This is a genomic window from Listeria sp. SHR_NRA_18, from assembly GCF_003856515.1.
In the GTDB taxonomy this organism is placed as follows: Bacteria; Bacillota; Bacilli; order Lactobacillales; family Listeriaceae; genus Listeria_A; species Listeria_A newyorkensis.
This window is the reverse complement of record NZ_QPKR01000003.1, coordinates 1-21,246: the sequence shown is the minus strand read 5'-3', so window position 1 is coordinate 21,246 and position 21,246 is coordinate 1. Positions and strand designations below refer to the sequence as shown.

General features: G+C 45.3%; 21 protein-coding genes. 17 read left to right on the top strand and 4 right to left on the bottom strand.

What is annotated here, in order from left to right; translation table 11 throughout:
- Window positions 1–8 precede the first annotated feature (8 nt).
- Window positions 9–419 carry a type II toxin-antitoxin system HicB family antitoxin gene (locus DUK53_RS05775; RefSeq protein WP_201740715.1) on the top strand — a complete coding sequence of 137 codons (411 nt, stop codon included), beginning with the start codon at window positions 9–11 and terminating at the stop codon, window positions 417–419.
- A 43-nt stretch (window positions 420–462) separates the two neighbouring features.
- Here DUK53_RS05775 and DUK53_RS05770 read toward each other — a convergent pair whose 3' ends face one another.
- Window positions 463–1,326 (bottom strand): hypothetical protein, encoded by an 864-nt coding sequence (locus tag DUK53_RS05770; protein WP_052164991.1) that lies wholly within the window; start codon window positions 1,324–1,326, stop codon window positions 463–465.
- Window positions 1,327–1,901: 575 nt separating this feature from the next.
- Between DUK53_RS05770 and DUK53_RS05765 the strand changes: the two genes are divergently transcribed.
- The 5 genes from DUK53_RS05765 to DUK53_RS05745 all read left to right on the top strand — a co-directional run bounded on the left by DUK53_RS05765 (window position 1,902) and on the right by DUK53_RS05745 (window position 5,647).
- On the top strand, window positions 1,902–2,885 hold the full coding sequence (locus DUK53_RS05765) for a mannose/fructose/sorbose PTS transporter subunit IIA (protein ID WP_036132650.1): 984 nt from the start codon (window positions 1,902–1,904) through the stop codon (window positions 2,883–2,885).
- A gap of 25 nt (window positions 2,886–2,910) precedes the next feature.
- Window positions 2,911–3,717 carry a PTS mannose/fructose/sorbose transporter subunit IIC gene (locus DUK53_RS05760; RefSeq protein ID WP_036092207.1) on the top strand — a complete coding sequence of 269 codons (807 nt, stop codon included), beginning with the start codon at window positions 2,911–2,913 and terminating at the stop codon, window positions 3,715–3,717.
- Between the two features lie 22 nt (window positions 3,718–3,739).
- Window positions 3,740–4,657 carry a PTS system mannose/fructose/sorbose family transporter subunit IID gene (locus tag DUK53_RS05755; RefSeq protein ID WP_036092210.1) on the top strand — a complete coding sequence of 306 codons (918 nt, stop codon included), beginning with the start codon at window positions 3,740–3,742 and terminating at the stop codon, window positions 4,655–4,657.
- Between the two features lie 117 nt (window positions 4,658–4,774).
- A complete protein-coding gene (locus tag DUK53_RS05750) occupies window positions 4,775–5,164 on the top strand; it encodes a DUF956 family protein (protein WP_036092212.1) in 390 nt (129 codons plus the stop codon).
- Between the two features lie 153 nt (window positions 5,165–5,317).
- On the top strand, window positions 5,318–5,647 hold the full coding sequence (locus DUK53_RS05745) for a DUF2200 domain-containing protein (RefSeq protein ID WP_036132717.1): 330 nt from the start codon (window positions 5,318–5,320) through the stop codon (window positions 5,645–5,647).
- A gap of 65 nt (window positions 5,648–5,712) precedes the next feature.
- Here the strand turns inward: DUK53_RS05745 and DUK53_RS05740 are convergent, their stop codons facing one another.
- On the bottom strand, window positions 5,713–6,930 hold the full coding sequence (locus DUK53_RS05740; protein ID WP_036132651.1) for an RtcB family protein: 1,218 nt from the start codon (window positions 6,928–6,930) through the stop codon (window positions 5,713–5,715).
- A gap of 88 nt (window positions 6,931–7,018) precedes the next feature.
- Here DUK53_RS05740 and DUK53_RS05735 point away from each other — a divergent pair, with 88 nt between their 5' ends.
- The 4 genes from DUK53_RS05735 to DUK53_RS05720 all read left to right on the top strand — a co-directional run bounded on the left by DUK53_RS05735 (window position 7,019) and on the right by DUK53_RS05720 (window position 11,558).
- Complete coding sequence (locus DUK53_RS05735; RefSeq protein WP_036092214.1) at window positions 7,019–8,263, top strand: WYL domain-containing protein; 1,245 nt, start codon at window positions 7,019–7,021, stop codon at window positions 8,261–8,263.
- Window positions 8,250–9,179 carry a WYL domain-containing protein gene (locus tag DUK53_RS05730; protein WP_036092216.1) on the top strand — a complete coding sequence of 310 codons (930 nt, stop codon included), beginning with the start codon at window positions 8,250–8,252 and terminating at the stop codon, window positions 9,177–9,179. The genes DUK53_RS05735 and DUK53_RS05730 overlap by 14 nt, the downstream gene beginning before the upstream one ends.
- A 92-nt stretch (window positions 9,180–9,271) precedes the next feature.
- Complete coding sequence (locus DUK53_RS05725; protein WP_036132652.1) at window positions 9,272–10,774, top strand: phosphohexomutase domain-containing protein; 1,503 nt, start codon at window positions 9,272–9,274, stop codon at window positions 10,772–10,774.
- Between the two features lie 22 nt (window positions 10,775–10,796).
- Window positions 10,797–11,558, top strand: coding sequence for a tyrosine-protein phosphatase (locus DUK53_RS05720; RefSeq protein WP_036092219.1), 762 nt, complete (start codon window positions 10,797–10,799; stop codon window positions 11,556–11,558).
- Between the two features lie 378 nt (window positions 11,559–11,936).
- Here DUK53_RS05720 and DUK53_RS05715 read toward each other — a convergent pair whose 3' ends face one another.
- Entirely contained in the window at window positions 11,937–12,167 is a 231-nt protein-coding gene (locus DUK53_RS05715; RefSeq protein ID WP_036132654.1) for a hypothetical protein, read from the bottom strand.
- An 82-nt stretch (window positions 12,168–12,249) separates the two neighbouring features.
- Between DUK53_RS05715 and DUK53_RS05710 the strand changes: the two genes are divergently transcribed.
- From DUK53_RS05710 to DUK53_RS05680, 7 genes are all read left to right on the top strand, one after another.
- Window positions 12,250–12,840, top strand: coding sequence for a hypothetical protein (locus tag DUK53_RS05710; protein ID WP_036132655.1), 591 nt, complete (start codon window positions 12,250–12,252; stop codon window positions 12,838–12,840).
- Between the two features lie 428 nt (window positions 12,841–13,268).
- Entirely contained in the window at window positions 13,269–13,823 is a 555-nt protein-coding gene (gene pth, locus DUK53_RS05705) for an aminoacyl-tRNA hydrolase (protein WP_036132656.1), read from the top strand.
- 233 nt (window positions 13,824–14,056) lie between these two features.
- Window positions 14,057–17,602, top strand: a complete 3,546-nt coding sequence (gene mfd / locus DUK53_RS05700) for a transcription-repair coupling factor (protein ID WP_036132659.1) — start codon at window positions 14,057–14,059, stop codon at window positions 17,600–17,602.
- 38 nt (window positions 17,603–17,640) lie between these two features.
- Window positions 17,641–19,212, top strand: coding sequence for a putative polysaccharide biosynthesis protein (locus DUK53_RS05695; protein ID WP_036132661.1), 1,572 nt, complete (start codon window positions 17,641–17,643; stop codon window positions 19,210–19,212).
- Window positions 19,213–19,455: 243 nt separating this feature from the next.
- On the top strand, window positions 19,456–19,719 hold the full coding sequence (locus tag DUK53_RS05690) for an RNA-binding S4 domain-containing protein (RefSeq protein WP_277619741.1): 264 nt from the start codon (window positions 19,456–19,458) through the stop codon (window positions 19,717–19,719).
- A gap of 69 nt (window positions 19,720–19,788) precedes the next feature.
- Entirely contained in the window at window positions 19,789–20,499 is a 711-nt protein-coding gene (locus tag DUK53_RS05685; RefSeq protein WP_036132662.1) for a sirohydrochlorin chelatase, read from the top strand.
- Entirely contained in the window at window positions 20,496–20,954 is a 459-nt protein-coding gene (locus tag DUK53_RS05680; RefSeq protein WP_036132668.1) for a precorrin-2 dehydrogenase/sirohydrochlorin ferrochelatase family protein, read from the top strand. The genes DUK53_RS05685 and DUK53_RS05680 overlap by 4 nt, the downstream gene beginning before the upstream one ends.
- Here the strand turns inward: DUK53_RS05680 and DUK53_RS05675 are convergent.
- A partial coding sequence (locus tag DUK53_RS05675; protein ID WP_143813220.1) for an IS3 family transposase occupies window positions 20,951–21,246 on the bottom strand: 296 nt, incomplete at its 5' end. The two genes, DUK53_RS05680 and DUK53_RS05675, sit on opposite strands and share 4 nt — an antisense overlap.

Sequence of the window (21,246 nt, the reverse complement as noted above, 5' to 3'; positions counted from 1 at the left end):
AGGAGTGTATGATGGAATTCCCGAAAAAAGTATATTATCCAGCGATTTATCATCCTGAAGAAGATGGCGGTTACTGGGTTTCGTTTCCTGATATTCCAGAAGTACTATCTGGGGGCGAGGATATTGCTACAGCAACAGAAATGGCGGAGGACGCATTAGGTATTTATTTGTATGATCTGGAGGAGAATGGGGAGTCTCTTCCAACTGTGTCAAACCCAGGATATGTTTCTGTAGATGAAGAAGGTGCATTTATCGCGTTAATTGATTTCGATTACTTGGCTTACAAAATAAAGAACGGCAACCAAGCGGTAAAAAAGACGCTTACAATCCCGTCTTGGCTAAATAGTTTAGCGGAAAGAGAGAATATCAATTTCTCACAAACACTGCAAGAAAGCTTGAAAGAGAAATTAAACGTATAGAAAAAACGCTAGTTCGCGAAAAGTGCTGAACTAGCGTTTCGTTTTATTCGAATTTACATTTTGTAAGACCACGTGACTGTGCATCGGATAAAGTGACTTGTGTCTCACCGTTAGAATTATTGAGTCCACGGCAATTTTGGTCGAAGTGATAACGTTTGCCGGTAGCCGTGATATACACCATCTCACCTTGATTATCAGCTGGCTGTTGCTCCTCGGCTTGTTTTCGTTGTGCGGCTTCTCTTTGTTCAGCGGCTTCCCGCTCTTTTTGTTTGGCAGCTGCGATACGCGCTTTTTCCGTTGCAGCTTCTTGATCGGCAACGCGTTTTTCTTCCGCAATTCGAGCAGCCTCAACTCGCTGTGCTTCCGCAATGCGCGCTTGCTCTTGTTTCTCCGCTTCCACTCGTTTTGCCTCAGCGACTTGTTTTTCCTGCTCTATTTTCGCGACTTTTGCTTTGTATGTCGGGTTGGCCTGGTATGTAACATCTTTTGACTTGTTTTGGCCTTCCCACGTGGTCGTGAGTACTGCTGTTCCATCATTGGGCACCTCTGTCATCTCAAATGAGAAGTTCCCATCAGAATCCGAAGTTGCTGTTTGGTCGGACTGACCGCTTGCCACGAGCGTTAACTCCGCGTTAGGCGTCGTTTTCCCTGTAATGGTGACGGTTCCATTTTCATCAGATTTAAAAACGCTTTCAGATTTCAAGACAAGTTTCGGCGTTTTTTCTTTCTGCACCGTAGTTGGTTCATCTTCCTTTGTTAATTCGTCACTGGCAGCACCACAACCCGCTAGAATAATCCCAACCAGACTAATAGCTAAAAATAGTGACATCCCTTTTTTGAAGCTTTTCTTCTTAACAAAAAACGCTAGTAAGCCAATAAAAACACAAATCAAAGCTAATTCTATCATTTTCATCTCCCTCCCTATATATGTAAGTATACAACATCACAAAATAAAAGCAATATCTGGAAGTATAATAAAACTAAAAAATTATTGGTTGCATTTCCATGGAGTATGGTATAATATCCTACAGTAATACAACGCTTCTATACAGTATCAATCCTAAAATAATATACTATATCAGAAGTGGTGATAGCGTATCGAGAAATAATACACTATCTCTTCTATCGCTTGTTATCGCGCCTTTTTTACTGGTACATAGCTGTTTCTTTGACGATACACTAAACTTGGCACGAAAATTGCTTTATATTAAACCGGTAACAGATAATGAAAACTAACAGGATTGAAAGAAGCAAATATTGGGTATTAATTGGTATCCAAGCAGGCGCGGTAGGTAATACTAAACCTGTAGCTTTTCAAAATTTTAAAATAGCCAGGGGATTGGGCTTATAACGCGCGCAGAGTTTGATGGAGGCTCTGACAATTTGAAAGGGGGAGAGGGATTTCGAGCTTATGAAGAGGCATAACGAAAGACGTCTCTAAATGTTGAGAAAGTAAAGTTTAATTATTTAGGAGGGAAAAAGATGGTAGGAATTATCCTCGCAACTCACGGCGAATTTGCTGAAGGTATCTTGCAATCCGGAACGATGATTTTCGGAGAACAAGAAAACGTCAAAGCAATCACATTGATGCCAAGCGAAGGCCCAGAAGACATCAAAGCCAAGATGGAAGCCGCAATCGCATCATTTGATAGCCAAGATGAAGTACTATTCTTAGTTGATCTTTGGGGAGGCACCCCGTTCAACCAAGCAAACGGTTTGTATGAAGAACATAAAGATAAGTGGGCAATTGTAGCAGGCCTGAACTTGCCAATGTTGATTGAAGCTTTTGCATCACGCTTCTCAATGAATTCTGCGCAAGAAATCGCTACAAGCATCTTGGCACCAGGTCAAGAAGGCGTACGTATCAAGCCAGAAGAATTACAACCGAAACCACAAGAAGCAGCAGTTGCTGAACAACCAAAAGGGGAACTTGCTCCTGGAACAGTTGTTGGCGACGGCAAAATTAAATTTGTGTTAGCACGCGTTGACTCTCGTTTATTACACGGTCAAGTGGCCACTGCATGGACAAAATCAACAAATCCAACACGTATCATCGTTGTATCTGACGCGGTTGCCAAAGACGATCTTCGTAAAAAATTAATCGAGCAAGCAGCACCACCAGGCGTTAAAGCCAATGTTATTCCAGTTGACAAAATGATCGAGATTGCAAAAGATCCTCGTTTTGGGAATACAAAAGCACTTCTTTTATTCGAAAACCCGCAAGATGTTCTCCGTGCTGTAGAAGGCGGCGTAGAAATCGAGCAGGTAAACGTTGGTTCTATGGCCCACTCTGTTGGGAAAGTAGTTGTAAGTAAAGTACTTGCAATGGGACAAGACGACGTAGAAGCTTTTGATAAGTTGAAAGAAAAGGGTATCAAGTTTGATGTTCGTAAAGTTCCTAACGATTCGAGCGCAAACATGGACGACATTATCAAAAAAGCAAAAGCTGAATTAAAAGCACAGTAATACATTCAAAATAGGAGGTATATTTATGTCTGCAATAGCAATAATTTTAGTAATACTCGTTGCCTTTCTAGCTGGTATGGAAGGAATCTTAGATGAATTCCAATTCCATCAGCCGTTAGTAGCATGTACGTTAATTGGACTAGTAACTGGTAACTTAACAGCATGTATTATCCTTGGTGGGACACTGCAAATGATTGCACTTGGTTGGGCAAACATTGGAGCAGCCGTAGCACCCGATGCAGCACTTGCATCTGTAGCATCAGCAATTATTTTAGTATTAGGTGGACAAGGCGTTGCAGGTATTCCTTCTGCGATTGCTATCGCGATTCCACTTGCAGTAGCAGGTCTTTTCTTAACAATGATCGTTCGTACTTTGGCCGTTCCTATTGTACATTTAATGGATAGAGCCGCAGCAAAAGGAAGTTTCAGAGAAGTAGAATGGTTGCATATCGGTGCAATCTGTATGCAAGGTATCCGTATCGCGATTCCAGCAGCAGCACTTTTATTCATTCCAGCAGACAGCGTACAAGCTTTCCTAGAATCAATGCCTGCATGGTTAACAGAAGGTATGGCAATTGGTGGAGGAATGGTAGTAGCAGTAGGTTATGCACTTGTTATTAACATGATGGCAACAAAAGAAGTATGGCCATTTTTCATCATCGGTTTTGTCGTAGCAGCAATTACTCAATTAACACTTATCGCAATTGGTGCTCTAGGTGTTGCGTTAGCTCTTATTTACCTTAACCTTTCTAAAATGGGTGGCGGTAATTCAAACGGTGGCGGAGGCGGTAATTCCAAAGATCCGCTTGGCGACATTCTAAACGACTATTAAACCTAAAAAGGAGGAGAAAAGAATGGCAGAAACAGAAAAAATTGTCTTATCGAAAAAAGACCGCTTGAGTGTAGCTTGGCGTTCTACGTTTATTCAAGGTTCTTGGAACTATGAGCGTATGCAAAATGGTGGTTGGGCATTCTCAATGATTCCAGCAATCAAAAAATTATATAAATCAAAAGAAGACCGTTCAGCGGCGATGAAACGTCACTTGGAATTCTTTAATACACATCCATATGTAGCATCACCAATTCTAGGGGTAACGCTTGCACTGGAAGAAGAACGTGCAAATGGAGCGCCAGTTGATGACGTAGCAATTCAAGGGGTAAAAGTTGGGATGATGGGACCACTAGCTGGTATCGGGGATCCGGTATTCTGGTTCACAGTTCGTCCGATGCTTGGTGCGCTAGGTGCTTCCCTTGCAATTAGTGGAAATATCCTTGGCCCAATCATTTTCTTCGTAGCATGGAATATTATTCGTTGGAGCTTCATGTGGTATACACAAGAGTTTGGTTACAAAGCAGGTTCTAAAATCACGGACGATCTATCTGGTGGTCTTTTACAAGATATTACAAAAGGCGCGTCGATTCTCGGGATGTTCGTGCTCGCCGCCCTGGTTCAAAGGTGGGTATCTATTGTCTTCAAACCAGTTATCTCTGAGGTTAAATTAGATAACGGTGCCTATATTGATTGGAATTCCCTTCCAAGTGGTATTGACGGCGTTAAAATGGCATTTGAACAATACACACAAGGTTTGTCATTATCTCAAGTAAAAGTAACAACACTACAAAACAACTTGGACAGCTTAATTCCAGGTCTTGCAGCATTACTACTTACATTCCTATGTATGTGGTTGCTTAGAAAGAAAATTAGTCCAATCATCATCATTCTAGGTCTATTCGTAGTTGGTGTAGTTGGTCACGTCATCGGACTTCTGTAATAAATAAGCCGATAAAAAAAGAGGCTGGGCAATCATCGCTAGCCTCTTTTTGTTTGTATATGGCGTGAAAAAACGTATAATGAAGAAAACACGTGAAAAGAAATGGAGCGAAAATAGTTGGTTCAATCGATTAATACAAAGGTAGACATGAAAATAGATGCCACTGCTTTTACAGGGCTTACAGATTACGGAGAAATCATGATCGGAGACAACGGTTTTGAATTTTTCAACTCGCGTGATGTTCGTAAGTTTATCCAGATTCCTTGGGAAGAAGTCGATCAAGTTATCGTTTCCGTGATGCTTAAGGGAAAGTGGATTCCGCGTTATGCGATTAAGACAAAGCGCAACGGGACATTTACGTTTGCTTCTAAAAAACCGAAAGACGTCCTCCGAGCGATTCGCGTATATGTAGATCCGGCCAATATGGTGACTTCTCTGAGCTTCTTCGACGTACTAAAAAACGCTTTTCAATCGATGTTCAAGAAGAAACCGAAAAAGAAGAAATGAGCGTTATTTTATGCATAGCGAGATCTGAAAGTGCTTCCCTTGCGATGTAGGGCGAAGTGCTTTTTGCTGTGCAAATGTAAGCGTTATAGGTAGAATGGAAGGTATGGGGAATAGGAGGAGAAGTTTGTGAAGAATAATGAACGGGTTTTTGCGATGTCAGTTGCTAGTGTGTACCCGCTTTACATACAAAAAGCAGAGAAGAAAGGGCGAACGAAGGCGGAGGTCGATACGATTATTTTTTGGTTGACGGGATATGACGAGGCAGGTTTGCAGCGCGTATTGGATCAGAAAGTGGATTTTAGGACATTTTTTGGTGAGGCGCCGGCGATGAATCCGAATGTATCGCTGATTAAGGGCGTTATTTGTGGGTATCGGGTGGAGGAAATTGAAGATCCGTTGATGCAGCAGATTCGGTATTTGGATAAGTTGATTGATGAATTGGCGAAAGGCAAAGCGATGGAGAAAATATTGAGACAGAATTAAAAAATACGAAGCCTAGAAGTGGAAACCATGATGGTGGTTTAGCTTCTACGCTTCGTATTTTGTTGCTAGCCTTTAACGACGCCTAAAGTTGTGAGTGTTTTAATGGTTTCGACAAGATCGGTTTGGTTATGCATGACTTCATCGATATTTTTGTAGGCGAAACGGCTTTCTTCGGCTACGTCTTGGAGGTTTTTCTTGCCGATTGCGATGTTATGTTCGTTTAGGTCTTGTAGTACTTCCTCCATCGGAAAATTGCTTTTGGCGCGGGTTCTGGAAAAGTTTCGTCCGGCGCCGTGCGAGGAGGAGTGGAAGCTTTCGGGATTACCGAGGCCGCGAACGAGATAGCTTGTTGCGCCCATCGCGCCTGGAATGATGCCGAGTTCGCCGGTTCTTGCTCGTGTGGCGCCTTTACGGTGAACCCAGACGTTTTTGCCGTAGTGGTTTTCGAGTGATGCGTAGTTGTGGTGGCAGTTGATTTTGTCGGTGAATTCGGGTGTTTTGCTGAGCTTTTTCTTGCTGTGTTTCGCAAAAATTGTCATCGTGGCGCTAAGCATGGCTTCGCGGTTTTCGAATGCGTAGTCGAGCGCGAGATTCATCCATTCGATGTAGGCCTTTCCTTCTTGTGAATCGGTTGGTAGGAAGGCGAGCGGGTTGCGTTCGGGTGTGTCGCTGAGCCATTGCTGGTTGCGCTTGACGGCAAGTTTTTGAAAGTGTTGACAAATTTGAGCGCCGAGATGGCGGCTTCCAGAGTGGAGCATGATGCCGAGATAGCCGTTTTCGTCTTTTTGGAACTCGATGAAATGGTTGCCGCCGCCGAGTGTACCGACTTGATAGTAGGCGTTTTCGAGTAGTTCCGCTGCGTTTGGCAGGAGTTCGTAATGGTCTTTTTGTGCGAATGCCATATCGATGACGGCGGATTTTTGTGGTTCGCGGTGACGGGCTTTGCCGACGGGAACGGTGAACAGGGTTTCGTTTACGACGCTTTGGATGAAGTTCTTGGTTAGTTCGCTTTCGTGGATGTCGGTTTGGATATAACACATGCCGCATCCGATGTCCATGCCGACTGCGTACGGGACGATCGTGTTTTTCGTGGCGAGAACGCCGCCAATTGGCATGCCTGCGCCGAGATGGGTGTCAGGCATGAGGGACAGCCATTTATAGACGAATGGGAGGTTTGCGATTTGTTTTGCTTGCTCGAAGCACCCGTCTTCGATTGCTGATTGGTCGGAAAGCCAGATTTTGATTGGTTTCGCGGTTTCATTTTTTTCGTAGTAAGTAAACATTGTTAATTCTCCTTTTTTGGTTTATGGTTTTAGTATAGAGAAGTTGCGCGGGTTTATCTTATAAAAAAAGGTGCGAACGGGGGACATTATGGCAAAATCGTTTAATGAGTTGATTAAAAATTTCGCGGTGATTCGGAATTATGTGCGGGAATTTTATGTGTATGGGTTTAAGCAACGGGAGGATTTTACGGCGAAAAGTGGTCGGAGTTATGATAATGAGCGGCGGCGGATTGAGAGTTATTTGCGAGAGTATGTGGAGGTGGAGCAGCAGGGGAGCGGGAAGGCGTTGCGGTTGTTTATTGATCCGAGTGAGGTGACGGAGAATCCGATGTTTGCGGTTTGGCAGGCAAAGAGTTTTACGAAGAATGATGTTTTTCTGCATTTTGTGTTGATGGATATTTTTCAGGTGGGCGAGGCGTACTCGGTGAATCAGGTGCTGGCGCGGATTGATGCGGATTATTTGGTGCATTTTCAGGATGGGTTCATGGTGGAGGCGCTGACGTTACGGAAAAAATTGGCGGAGTATGTGACGCTGGCTGTGTTGCGACGGGAAACGCGTGGACGTGAGATTTATTTTTCGCGGGTGGCGAGTGTGGCGCTGCCGGATCGAGCGTTGCGGGCGGTACAGTTTTTCAAGGAGATGGCGCCGCTTGGTGTGTTGGGGCATTATTTGTTGCAGCAGGAGCGCGGATTGGATGCGGTGTTTCGGTACAAGCATTATTTTGTGATGCATACGCTAGAGGAGCAGGTTTGTTTGGATTTGTTGACGGCGATTCGGGAGGAGCGTTGGGTGGCGTTGACGCGGTTTGGGCGGGAGCGGGCGATGCGATTTATGCCGGTCAAGGTGCTTGTGAGTGCGCAGTCTGGACGGCGGTACGTGGTTGGAAAATCGAAACAGGGACAGTTTTTTGCGTTTCACAGGTTGGATCAGATTGAGCGGGTGGAATTGGCGGAGATTGCGACGGATTTTGAGCTGGAAAAGGAACATTTTGATGAGGTGCGAAAATTTATGTGGAGCGCTGGATTTGATCGGCGGGTGGTGCATACGCTTCGTGTGACGCTTGCGATTGATGAGATTCGTGAGGCGTATATGTTGGATCGGATTCGGATGGAAGGGCGGCACGGGACACTTGAGCGGTTGACGTCGAAGCGATTTGTTTTTCGGATTGAGACGTATGATTTGAATGGGATGAAGCCGTTTTTGCGGACGTTTGTGGGACGGATTGTGGCGCTTGATTCGGGGGATGAGGCTTGGGAACGGCAATTTTTTGCGGAGCTCGCGGATATGTATCGACTTTATTTTGAGGAGGGGACGACGGTTGGAGATATTTAATGAGCTGTATGGGACGTATTACCGGATTGTTCTGGAGATTTTGACGCAGCGGCGTGGGCTGACGAAACAGGAGATGGCGGGGATTGTGCAGGAGCTTGGTTTTGATGAGAGTGGCCTGCATTTATTGCCGCAATTGACGGAGCAGTGGCATTTGTTGGCGGAGCGAGATGGTGCGTATGTGTCGCTTTTGAAACGGGATTGGATGCCGGTGCAGGGTGTGCTTGAAAAACGGTGGTTGAAAACGGTTTTGCGGGACCCGCGGATGGGATTGTTTTTGACGGATGATGAGATTGGGGAATTGGAGCGGGAGCTTGCGGATTATGAGGTGTTGTTTGATGCGGATTCGATTTGGTGTTTTGACCAGTTTCGGGATGGGGATGCTTATTTGGAGCTGGGATATCGGACGCGTTTTAATGTGATTTTGCAGGCTTGTGAGGAGAAACGGGAGTTGGAATTAGTGTATCGGGCGCGGGAACGGGACGTTTTGCAGGGGACATTTTTGCCGTATCGGTTGGAGTTTTCGCAGAAGAATGATCGGTTTCGGTTGCTTTGTTTTCGAAAAACGGATTTGAAGCCGTTTACGATGAATTTGGGGAAGGTGATGGAGGCGCGGATTGGTGCGTTTATGGATGTGGAGCTGCCGGAGCATCGGGCGGAGCTGGTGATTGTGACGTGTCATGTGGTGAACCATCGGAACGCGGTGGATCGGGCGATGATTCATTTTGCGGATTATAAGAAGAAGGCGTTTCGGACGGATCGTGAGCATGTGTTTGAGCTGAAAATTCATTGTCCGCGTGGGGATTTGACGGAGCTTGTGATTCAGTTGTTGTCGTTTGGGCCGATGATGCAGGTTTTGGAGCCGACGAGCGTGGTTGGGGATTTGAAGGCGCGATTGGCGAGGCAATTGGCGTTATAAAACAAAATTGGGAAGGAACATGCGTCGCTATCGGGGCGGATTTTTGGTACAATGGACGAGAGAATATACATAGAAATTGGAGGAATGGGATTATGGCTTTGAAGGACTTGCAGAATGGCTCGGATATTAGAGGAATTGCGATTGAAACGGAAAAACACGATGTGACGTTGACGGATGAACATGTAAGTGCGATTGCGACTGGTTTCGCGGCTTGGTTGCGTGACGTGAAAAAGACGGGCGACAAGCCGACTGTAGCGATTGGGCATGATAGTCGTTTGTCTGCGGAGCGCGTGAAGGATGTGCTTGTGGCGAGCTTGACGCGGTCTGGGATTGATGTCGTGGATGTTGGTTTGGCGACGACGCCGGCGATGTTTATGGCGACGCAATACGAGGATTACCAATGTGATGCGGCGATTATGATTACGGCGAGCCATCTTCCTTATTTCTACAATGGCTTGAAATTGTTCACGCGTGACGGTGGCGCGGAGCATGAGGATATTGATTATATTGTGGAGCATGCGGACGCGGTTGTCGTGGCGGGAGTTGCGGGAACGGTGACGCACAAACCGTTATTGCAAAACTACGCGGCGGACTTGGTCGACAAAATTCGCGCTGGGATTGATGACCAGGAGGGTTACGCGAAACCGCTTGCTGGAAGCCATATCGTGGTAGATGCGGGAAATGGTGCTGGTGGCTTTTTTGCGACGGAAGTATTGGCAAAACTAGGCGCGGATATTACGGGGAGCCAGTTCCTTGATCCTGATGGGAATTTCCCGAATCATATTCCGAATCCGGATAACAATGAGGCGATGGCGAGCTTGAAGGAAGCGGTGCTGGTGAATAAGGCTGATTTGGGCGTTATTTTTGATACGGATGTGGACCGGGCGGCGATTGTGAACCGTGAGGGTGAGAGTTTGAATCGGAATCCGCTGATTGCTGTGATTTCGGCGATTATTTTGGAGGAGCATCCGGGAACGACTATTGTGACGGACTCGACAACTTCGACGCATTTGGAGCATTTCATCGAAGGGCTTGGCGGGAAGCAGCACCGATTTAAGCGTGGGTATCGTAACGTGATCAATGAGGCGATTCGGTTGAATGAGGCTGGGACGCAGAGTGAGATTGCGATTGAGGTTAGTGGTCATGCGGCTTTGAAGGAGAATTATTTCTTGGATGACGGCGCGTACTTGATTGCAAAAATCTTGATGCGTTATGCGAAATTGCGCAAAGAAGGTAAGGATTTGGCGGATTTGACGCGGGATTTGAAAGTTCCGGCAGACAATGACGAGATTCGTTTATCGATTTTGGCAAGTAATTTTAAGGCGTACGGTTTGGCTGCTTTGGAAGATTTTAAAGGATTTGTGGCGAAAACGGATGGCTTGGAATTGGAGCCTGTAAACCAAGAGGGCGTAAGGGTCAACACGAGTGGCGCGTTCGGAAATGGTTGGTTCTTGTTACGTATGAGTTTACACGAGCCGGTTATGCCAGTAAACTTAGAGAGTGATGAAATAGGCGGAGTCGATAAAATCAAGGCGGTATTGCAAGAATTCTTCGGCAAATACGAGGAAATCGATAGCGGAAGCCTGCAAAAATAAGCCAATAGAAGGAATGAGAAGTATGATTGATATACATTGCCACATCTTGAATCAGTTGGATGATGGGCCAAAAACGGAAACGGGCAGTCTTGCCATGGCACAACAAGCAATAGCAGAGGGTTTCACGGATATCATTGCAACACCGCATCATTTGAAAGGTGATTATTTTAATCTACGGCCTTCTGTGGCAGAACATGTGGCGGAGCTGAACGAGGCGATTAAGGATAACGGAATGGAGCTGCAAGTGCATGTGGGTCAGGAAGTGCGCTTGCACGGCGAAATTATTGAAGGTTTGAAAAATGGCGATTTGGCGTCACTTGCGGGTAGCCGTTACGTGTTGATTGAGTTCCCGACGCAGAGCATTCCGGTTTTCACGGAGCAATTATTTTACGATTTGCAGATGGCCGGATATGTGCCGGTGATTGCGCATCCAGAGCGGAATTTTGAGATTATGGAAAATCCAGAGCGGTTGTATGAATTCGTGTCGCATGGTGCTTTGGCGCAACTTACGTGGTCGAGTTTGGACGGGAAGTTCGGGAAAAAGTCGAAGAAATCGAGCGAGATTTTGCTGGAAAATCAGTTGGTGCACTTTTTGGCGACGGATGCGCATGATACAGTTCGCCGACCACTTTTGCATAAGGAAATTGAGCAGCGATTGGTGAAGAAGATTGATCCGCGTTATGTAGATTATTTGAAAGAAAATGGCGCGAAAGTACTTAAAAATGACGTGATTATTGCGGAAGATTATACGATGCCATCGCAAAAACGGTTTTTCTTGTTTTGAGTAAGGCAAACGAGATATGAAAAATGGATTTTTGCTATAATAGCAAAAGCGTCGCTAGATGAATCCGATTTTATTATAAACAAAAAAACGTGTATAGGTACAGAGTAATCTGTGTCCATACACGTTTTTCATGTAGTGGTCGGTGAAGATGCGATTAAATGCTGTTTTTTGTATAGTTTTTTATTTTTAAGATAATCTATTAGCAACATGAGTAAAAAGGCCATGATACCAGCGCCACTGACCAGTAGAAAAATTGGCTTGTAAAGCTGACATATGTGAATATTATGATAAAGTAAGTTAGAGCAAGGATACAGAGGTAGTTCGATTTGAAAAATTTCATACAAATCCTATATTTCTGTACACTTCAAGTGAAAATTTTTAATTTTTTATGTGTTTATTATTTTCTTCTTGTTTTATCTTATCTCTTATCTGTTGCTCGTACACACCAAGCAGTGAGTATCCGAGCATCCTGACACCGATACTAGCAAATAAAACTAAAATAATCATCCACCAACTCATTAGATTATTCATGACTAAATATATCAAAGTGATTCCTAGGATAAGCATAACAAAAATGTCGAAAATCCGAACTTTTGTATTCGTTTTCATTTTATAACCTCCTAGCTATTTGTATTTGTAATACCTATAGTATATACTATAGGTATTACAAATACAAATAGGGGGAGTTAGGATGAAAAGAATATTAAGCGCTTTCGTAGCGCTGATTCTTCTTTTGAGCATGGTTCCAGTGAATGCTTGGGCAGAAGAAGCGGAGACAACCAGTACAGAAGAAATTCCTGTTGAAGTTGAGAACTATTCTATAATGGGTGATGGTTCAGTAGAGTTGTTAACGAGTGCAGAAGCATTTGAATTGGAGACTAAAAATACCCAGGCTAAACCTTTACTACGAGCAAATGTCTCAGACGGTTATTCTGATGGATGGACATACAAATTGACTCAATATAAGTTGGGAGATACTAAACAATTTTCACAATGGGCCGAGATAGCTAGTTATTTCTACGCGTTTTGGGTTGGTGGTGGTGCTACCAAAAATATAGTCACACAGCGTTCTGCTAAAAGTATGACGGACTCAGCTGGAAAGGTATCAGCAGGTATTATTTACAATAAAACATCTTCTTTTGTAGAATACTATAAAGTTGCGACATGGTGGGGATATAAAGGAAAACAGAATAAATTGCAGACCATTCATTTAGTTTACAAGGATCCGGCTAGAACAAAAAAAGTAAGAGAAATTTATAAAAATTATTATTATAACCTATAGATAGGTATTTGTTATGTATGAATAATGATATTCTAAATATTAATCGATTAATCTAAATTTGCTGAATAGCGAAAAGATGTTTCCGTAATCTTAAGGAGACATCTTTTTGTATTCTGAATGATTTCATAATTCAAAATCTGTGCAGCGCGATGATTCTCAAATCATCAAAATGCCTACCTCTCTATGCCTACGCTATTTTTAAATGAAATGGGTTATTATTCCTCTGGAAATAAAAAGTGACTTATAAAATTGGCTCACAGAATTTACATGTGTAGTTTTGTTTAGTAGTGTTTATTTCTATGCACTCCTATTTTGCTAAAAGACATCCCTTTCTTACAGCGCCAAATCGTGGTATAATCAAACGAAGCGTATAGCCGTAAACAACCATTTCATTAGTGAAGTGGTTTAATTCATTGAGGAGAGTCGTTATGAAGATGATTGTTGGGCTCGGGAATCCGGGTAAAAAATATGAACGTACTAGGCATAATGTCGGTTTTATGGTCGTCGATGAGCTTAGTTTTAGATATCAAACGCCTTGGAAGAAGTCGAAGTTTAATGGGATGACGAGCAGTATCGTTGTGAATGGCGAGAAAATGTTACTCGTGAAACCGTTAACTTTTATGAATCTTTCTGGGGAATGTGTGCGTCCATTAATGGATTATTATGATATTTCAGTCGATGATGTGATGATTGTTTATGATGATTTGGACTTGCCTACTGGGAAAATTAGACTTAGACAAAAGGGTAGCGCGGGTGGTCATAATGGGATGAAATCATTGATTCAACATCTGAAAACGCAGGAGTTTAATCGGATTCGTGTTGGTGTGGATCGACCTGCGAATGGTGATATTATTAATTACGTGCTTGGGGATTTTCCAAAGTCGGAGCAAGCGGATATTATCGGCGCAATCAAGAAGAGTGCGGATGCTGTGGAAGCCTGGTCAAATAAGGGTTTTGCAGAGGTTATGAATCAATTTAACTAAACTGTGGAATAGAACGCGAAATAAAGCGATAATGTTCTTTTAGGTAAGGCTAACATTATGCTTTAAACAAATCGAGCGAAAGCGTTTGTATTTAATCTGTTTGGTGGAAGCCGGAAGCGGAATGTACGACTGTACATGAGAACCGGAAGTCTGCCAAACAGATTAAATGCGAACGCTTGTCGCCGATTTATTAGAAATATGCAACATATCAAGGAAATAAAGGAGGCCTTTTAGTGAAGGGATTGCAACAGCTTGTCTATGAACAAAAAGATATTCGTGGCGTTATCAAAGAATTGGATGAAAAGGGGAAATCGCAATTAGTAACGGGGCTTTCGGGTTCGAGTCGGGCGTTATTTGCTAGTGTTATTGAGGGTGGGACGCAGCGACCGGTTATTTTTGTGACGCATAATTTATACCATGCTCAGAAATTATATGATGATTTGTCGGCTTTGGTGGACAGCGATCGTCTTTACTTATATCCTGCCGATGAGTTGATTTCGTCGGAACTTAGTATCTCAAGCCCAGAACTTCGGGGGCAACGTGTGGAGGTACTACAATTTCTGTTGTCTAGAAAACCGGGAATCGTGATTGTACCTGTTTCTGGTATGCGCAAAATTTTGCCGCCGGTTTCGATTTGGGAGAAGTATAATATTTCGCTGATTCAAGGTGCGGAAATTGAGCCTGAGGTGTTGCAGAATCAGCTCGTGACGATGGGGTATTCGAGAAGTGATATGGTCAATACGCCGGGTGAGTTTAGTATTCGTGGCGGGATTATTGATATTTATCCGATCACGGAGGAGCACCCGATTCGGATGGAGTTATTCGATACGGAAGTGGAGTCGTTGCGCTTCTTTGATGTGGATTCGCAGCGGTCGATTGAGACGGTGGAGGAGTTCCGCTTGGTGCCTGCGACGGAGATTTTGCTGGAGCCGGCGTTTTTCCCGGATTTGGTGACTCGGATTGAGAAAAAGTTAGCGCAGACGCTGAAACAGATGGCGGGCGAGAAGGATAAGCAACAATTGGTCGAAAACTTGGAAGAGGATTTGGAGTTGCTTCGTGACGGCCAAAAACCGGACATGTTTTTCAAGTATATCGGGATGTGTTATCCGGATCCGGCTTCGTTACTGGATTATGTGCCGCAAAACTCGATTTTGCTGTTTGATGAATTTGCGCGGATTCAGGAGACGGATGAGCGTTTAGAAAAAGAGGAAGCGGAGTGGCAAACGGAGACGCTGGAACGGTTGGAGACGGTTCGTGATACGAAAATGAGCCATAATTTCCGAGCGCTTTTGGAAACGGATCGCTTGTCTCGGATTTATTTGTCGTTGTTCCAAAAGACGCCGAGCAGTGTGCGGATTGCGAAGATGACGAATATTGTGTATAAGCAAATGCAGCAATTCCACGGTCAAATGAGTGTTTTGAAGACGGAGATGGATAGCTGGTCTAAAAATAATTACGCGGTCGTGATTTTGGCGCCGTCTATTGAGCGTGCGGAGAAAATGAAGCAGACGCTCGCGGATTATGAGATGGAAAGCGTGATTTTGAAGGATGAGTCGGAGGTTCCGAAATTTGGCCAGACGCAATTTGTGCTGGGGAGTTTTCAGAATGGCTTTGAGTTGCCGCTTGCCAAGGTTGTTTTTATAAGTGAGACGGAACTTTTTAACAGTAAGAAGCAGCAGAAGCCTAAGAAGCGGCAGAAATTGTCGAATGCGGAGCGGATTCAGAGTTATTCGGAGCTGAAGGTTGGCGATTATGTGGTGCACGTGAATCACGGGATTGCGCGCTATGTTGGGATGGAAACGCTGGATATTAACGGTGTTCATAAGGATTACTTATTGTTGATGTACCAAGGCGATGATAAGTTATTTATCCCGGTGGAGCAGCTGGAGCTCGTGCAAAAATACGTTGGCTCGGAAGGCAAAGCGCCGAAGTTGAACAAGCTTGGTGGCGCGGAGTGGAAACGTGTGAAGACGCGGGTTCAGGCTTCTGTGCAGGATATTGCGGATGATTTGATTAAATTGTACGCGGAACGTGAGGCGGAGCGTGGTTATGGCTATAGTCCTGACGGCGAAATGATGCGTGAGTTTGAGGATGCGTTTCCGTACCAGGCGACGGAGGATCAGTTGCGTTCGATTATGGAAATTAAGAAGGATATGGAACGCGAACGGCCAATGGATCGCTTGCTTGTCGGGGACGTTGGTTATGGGAAAACGGAGGTCGCGCTACGTGCGGCGTTTAAGGCGATGATGGACGGGAAACAGGTGGCGTTCCTTGTGCCGACGACGATTCTGGCGCAGCAACATTATGAAACAATGAAGGAGCGGTTCCAAGGATTCCCGATTGAGGTTGGATTGCTGAGTCGATTCCGGACGCGTAAACAGCAGAATGAGACGCTAAAAGGTTTGAAATCGGGTCACGTGGATATTGTAGTTGGAACGCATCGCCTGCTTTCGAAGGATGTGGAATACCATGATTTGGGCTTCCTTGTTATCGATGAGGAGCAGCGTTTTGGCGTGACGCATAAGGAGAAGATTAAGCATATCCGGTCGAAAATTGATGTGTTGACGCTGACTGCGACGCCGATTCCGCGGACGCTGCATATGTCGATGCTCGGTGTGCGTGATTTGTCGGTTATTGAGACGCCTCCAGCCAACCGTTTTCCAGTGCAAACCTATGTGGTGGAGCAGAATAACGTGTTGATTCGGGAAGCGATTGAGCGGGAGCTTGCGCGCGACGGTCAAGTTTTCTTCCTGCATAACCGGGTGGATTCGATTTTGCAAAAGGCGGATGAGATTAAGATGCTCGTTCCGGATGCGCGTGTTGCTGTGGCGCACGGTCAGATGACGGAAACGGAGCTTGAGTCTGTTATTTTGAGTTTCTTAGAAGGGGAATATGATGTTCTGGTGACGACGACGATTATTGAAACGGGTGTCGATATTCCGAATGTGAATACGCTATTCGTTCAAAACGCGGATCACATGGGACTTTCCCAGCTGTATCAATTGCGCGGTCGTGTTGGTCGTTGGAACCGGATTGCGTATGCGTATTTTATGTACCAGAAGGATAAAATTTTGCGGGAGGAAGCCGAGAAAAGATTGCAGGCGATTAAGGAATTTACAGAGCTCGGTTCTGGGTTCAAAATTGCGATGCGCGACTTGTCGATTCGGGGTGCGGGTAATATTTTAGGATCGCAGCAGCATGGCTTTATTGACTCGGTCGGCTTTGATTTGTATTCGCAAATGTTGCAAGAAGCCATTGCGGCACGTCAGCCTAAAGAGGATCATGAAAAAATCGTGCCGGTGGAGATTGATATCACGGTGGATGCGTATATTCCGGAGCATTATATTCAGGATGGACGTCAAAAAATCGAGATGTATAAACGTTTCCGGACGGTTCTTGATATGGATGACTTGGAGGAATTGCGTTCGGACATGATGGACCGTTTCGGCGAATATCCAGAGCAAGTGGAATATTTATTCACGATTACGGAGTTGAAAGTGTACGCGATGCGAGTTGGCATTGAGTCGGTGAAGCAGGATGCGACGAAGATCACGATTCAATTCTCAGAAGAAGGCACGCAAAATATGCGCGGCGACATGGTGATGCAAGTCATCGGCGAATATGGTCGTTCGATTGGCGTTGGTATGGACGGTCAGCAGCTTAGAATCACGGTGAACGTTGGCACGAAGCCACTTCAAGAATGGCTATTCGAACTGAAAACATTGACGGACAAACTTTCCGAGGCGAAAAAAGAAGTCGCGGAATCGAAGGCAGAGTAAGTTGATACCAAATTTTTAGAAAAGGCGGTGGCGTACAAATGGCTCAAACAACAATCAAGAACTTAATGAAGGGCGCGGTTTGGTTAACACTTGCGTCACTCCTTTCTAAAATCTTAAGCGCAGTATACCGAATCCCTTTCCAGAACATGGTTGGGGATATTGGTCTTTACATATTTCAACAAGTATATCCAATCTACGGAATCGCGATGACGCTAGCTTTAGCAGGATTTCCAATCATTGTTTCGCGTCTAATCGCGGAGGAAAAAGACGTCACAAAACGCGAAGAAATTTTTCAATCGGCATTGCAAGTCATGATCGGCGTCGGACTCGTCTTTTTCTTCGTTATTTTCTTTGGAGCCGAGTTCATCGCCCGCGTCATGGGTGACGTCCACTTAACCGTGCTGATTCGCGTCATCAGTTTTGCATTCCTATTAATGCCGTTTCTAGCCAGTTTGCGCGGCTTTTTCCAAGGGCATGAGCAGATGATCCCGACCGCCATCTCGCAAACCATCGAACAACTCGTACGCGTCGTCATCATTATCGCTGGAGCAACAGGCGCCGTCGCGCTCGGCTGGAACCTCTACATGACTGGCGCTGTAGCCATGAGTGGCGCAGTCGTCGGCGGATTCGGCGCACTCGGCACACTCCTCTATTTCTACTGGCGCAAGAAACCCGAAACCATCAAATTCACCAGAAAATGGGCTAGCGCGAAGTTCGTCAAACGCTTCCTAGCACAAAGCATCGCCGTCTGCACCACAAGCGCCATGCTCATCCTGTTCCAACTTTTAGACTCATTCCAAGTGTACCGCCTCATGCGCGAATCAGGCATCGACGCCACCACTGCAAAAAGTCTAAAAGGAGTCTATGATCGCGGTCAGCCATTGCTACAACTAGGCTTGGTGCTCTGCATGGGCCTCGCGCTCGCCATCGTACCCATGATTACATCCGCAAAAGCACGCGGTGAAACAAAAGAATTACGGCGCTCTGTCCTGCTTATCATCAAGCTCACCATCCTACTTTCAGGCGCAGCAACACTTGGACTCATCGCGATTATGCGTCCAACAAACCAGATGCTTTTCGAAACCGCAGCAGGAACCGGCGTATTGCAAATTTTCATCCTATCGCTGTTTCTAAGCTCGCTAATCGTGACGATGAGCAGCATTCTACAAGGATTCGGCAATATGGCAGGCCCAGCCGTCGCCGTGTGCGTCGGACTCGCCGTCAAGGTCGCAACAAACGCCATCCTAGTACCGCGATTCGCCACATACGGCGCCTCCTGGTCCACCGTCATTGGCCTCACAGCAACGCTCATCATGTGCTACATCCTGCTAAAACGCCAACTCCCAGTCCCTTTCATCCGAACACACATGATTGGCTGGGCCCTACTCGCGTTCGCTGCAATGATCATCGTCCCAGTCACATGGGAAGCGTTCTGGCCACTCACAAGCCGCACCGGCAGCGCGATCCAAGCCCTATTCGGCGCACTAATCGGAGGCACAATCTTTTTCTACTGCATCATCAAATTCCGGCTACTCACGACCCGCGACCTCGTCTACATGCCATTTGGCTCCAAGCTATTATGGCTCGCCAACAAAATCCATAAGAGGTAGTTAAATCAGAAAAATAGTTTTTAGGACATACCGCCGAGCCTCAGCGTGGCGACAAATGCTCATTTTCGTCGTTAAAAGCTCCGTTCCAGTGCTCACGTACCCCAGTACGCTCCGCGCTGGTACTCGCTTTTGCCTAGAAACTAAGCATTCGTTGCCACGCTGAGATAGTTGCAATTTCGCGTTAATCATGCGAAGATAAAGATAAATTTTACAAACAAAGGATGGATGAACATGGCAGTAACAATGCGTTTAGATAAATTTTTAAAAGTATCCCGACTAATCAAACGGCGCACTGTCGCGAAAGAAGTCGCTGAAAAAGGCCGTATTTCCGTGAATGGCGTTGTCGCAAAACCCGGCACGAATGTCAAAGTAGAAGACGAACTTGTCATCAAATTTGGACAAAAAACCGTGACGGCGCGCATCGACCGTTTAGAAGAAAACGCCCGCAAAGAAGTCGCGACAGAAATGTACACGATTTTAAAAGAAGAACGCAAAGACGAAGAATAAATGAAGATTTGAGTTTGAGACGCACGACTGGTTTCAAGCTCTTTTTTCACATTTCAAGGAGGAAAACGAATGAAAGCCATCATGTACGTTGCCCACGGAAGCCGTTTGCCAGAGAAAAACCGCGAATTCCGCGCTTTCGTAACGAAAATCACCCGAAAAAGACCTGAAACCTGCCAAAAAATCGCTTTTCTAGAAAAAGAAGACGAAACGATGCTACTCGTGGGTGAAGCGATGATGGAAGAAGGTGCCACCGAGATTACAGTCGTGCCGATGCTCCTATTCCCAGCGATGCACGCCACAAAAGACATCCCAGAACACGTTGCCAACTTGCAAGCCGCGCACCCAAATGTGGCGTTTCGAATCGCGGACACATTCGGCGCCGAACCGGAAACAATCGCCACGGCAACCGCACGAATCCGCGACGCCAAACCCGAGCCAGACGCGACAATCCTCGTCATCGCCCACGGAAGCGCATCCTACGACAAGCCGAGAGACCAAATGCAAGGCGTCGTCGCAGAACTAAACGCTCAACTTGGCCGCAAAGTAACCTTAGGCATGCTCCACGGCGAGCCGAACTACAAGCAAGTCGCCACCGAATTAGTCGCGACAAATGAAAATGTCTACTGGATGCCCTATTTCCTTTTCACAGGCCAACTTGTCGACAAAATTCGCGCAGGCATCACCGAAATCAGCCCAACTTGGCGCGAAACGAACTGTCTTGAATTAGATGAAAACCTCGCAGCCGCAGTCCTGCGCAAAATCGAGGAGGCCACAATATGAGCTACCCCGTCCTTCTACAACTGACTGGCAAAAATGTCACCATCATCGGCGGCGGCAAAATCGCAACAAGAAAAGCACGAGGTTTACTCACAACTGGCGCCAACATTACAGTCATCGCACCAATTTTCACGGAAGAACTACAACAAATGCCCATTCACCGAATTCAAGAAAACTACCAAGCCGCGCATCTAAACAAAGCCTTCCTCATTTTCTGCTGCACAAATGATCCAGCGGTGAACACACAAATCATCCGAGACGCAGCCCCGCACCAACTAATCAACGACTGCACCGACAAATCAAGGTCTGACTTTTTCAATATGGCAACGCTGCAACAAGACGACCACCTCATCGCGATTTCGACAAATGGAAACGACCCAACACGAGCCAAAGAAATCCTTCAAAAAATCCGACAGGGGGCTGTACTGAACCCCAAAAGTTGGACCAAATTTAATTAGACTTCTTGGCTGGCCTGAAGACGGTATTCTACCGGACTCAAGCCAGCCAATTTTAATTTGATACGCCGATGATTGTAGTAGTCAATATACGTATCTATTGCTTGTTTTAATTCCTGATAGGTTTGAAAAACACACCCATAATACATCTCTTGTTTTAATAAGCCGAAAAAATTTTCCATAGGAGAGTTATCTAAACAATTTCCCTTACGGGACATGCTTTGGTAAACCTTATTCTTCTTTAAAAGAGATACCCATTTCTTATGCTGATAATGCCATCCTTGATCAGAATGGA

Coding starts and splice junctions, on each gene's coding strand:
- DUK53_RS05745 (WP_036132717.1), top strand. CDS start 5,318: ATGTCAGTTGCTAGTGTGTACCCGCTTTACATACAAAAAGCAGAGAAG.
- DUK53_RS05685 (WP_036132662.1), top strand. CDS start 19,789: ATGAAAGCCATCATGTACGTTGCCCACGGAAGCCGTTTGCCAGAGAAA.
- DUK53_RS05770 (WP_052164991.1), bottom strand. CDS start 1,326: ATGATAGAATTAGCTTTGATTTGTGTTTTTATTGGCTTACTAGCGTTT.
- DUK53_RS05765 (WP_036132650.1), top strand. CDS start 1,902: ATGGTAGGAATTATCCTCGCAACTCACGGCGAATTTGCTGAAGGTATC.
- DUK53_RS05735 (WP_036092214.1), top strand. CDS start 7,019: ATGGCAAAATCGTTTAATGAGTTGATTAAAAATTTCGCGGTGATTCGG.
- DUK53_RS05690 (WP_277619741.1), top strand. CDS start 19,456: ATGCGTTTAGATAAATTTTTAAAAGTATCCCGACTAATCAAACGGCGC.
- DUK53_RS05725 (WP_036132652.1), top strand. CDS start 9,272: ATGGCTTTGAAGGACTTGCAGAATGGCTCGGATATTAGAGGAATTGCG.
- DUK53_RS05680 (WP_036132668.1), top strand. CDS start 20,496: ATGAGCTACCCCGTCCTTCTACAACTGACTGGCAAAAATGTCACCATC.
- pth (WP_036132656.1), top strand. CDS start 13,269: ATGAAGATGATTGTTGGGCTCGGGAATCCGGGTAAAAAATATGAACGT.
- DUK53_RS05755 (WP_036092210.1), top strand. CDS start 3,740: ATGGCAGAAACAGAAAAAATTGTCTTATCGAAAAAAGACCGCTTGAGT.
- DUK53_RS05720 (WP_036092219.1), top strand. CDS start 10,797: ATGATTGATATACATTGCCACATCTTGAATCAGTTGGATGATGGGCCA.
- DUK53_RS05740 (WP_036132651.1), bottom strand. CDS start 6,930: ATGTTTACTTACTACGAAAAAAATGAAACCGCGAAACCAATCAAAATC.
- DUK53_RS05760 (WP_036092207.1), top strand. CDS start 2,911: ATGTCTGCAATAGCAATAATTTTAGTAATACTCGTTGCCTTTCTAGCT.
- DUK53_RS05710 (WP_036132655.1), top strand. CDS start 12,250: ATGAAAAGAATATTAAGCGCTTTCGTAGCGCTGATTCTTCTTTTGAGC.
- DUK53_RS05695 (WP_036132661.1), top strand. CDS start 17,641: ATGGCTCAAACAACAATCAAGAACTTAATGAAGGGCGCGGTTTGGTTA.
- DUK53_RS05775 (WP_201740715.1), top strand. CDS start 9: ATGATGGAATTCCCGAAAAAAGTATATTATCCAGCGATTTATCATCCT.
- DUK53_RS05715 (WP_036132654.1), bottom strand. CDS start 12,167: ATGAAAACGAATACAAAAGTTCGGATTTTCGACATTTTTGTTATGCTT.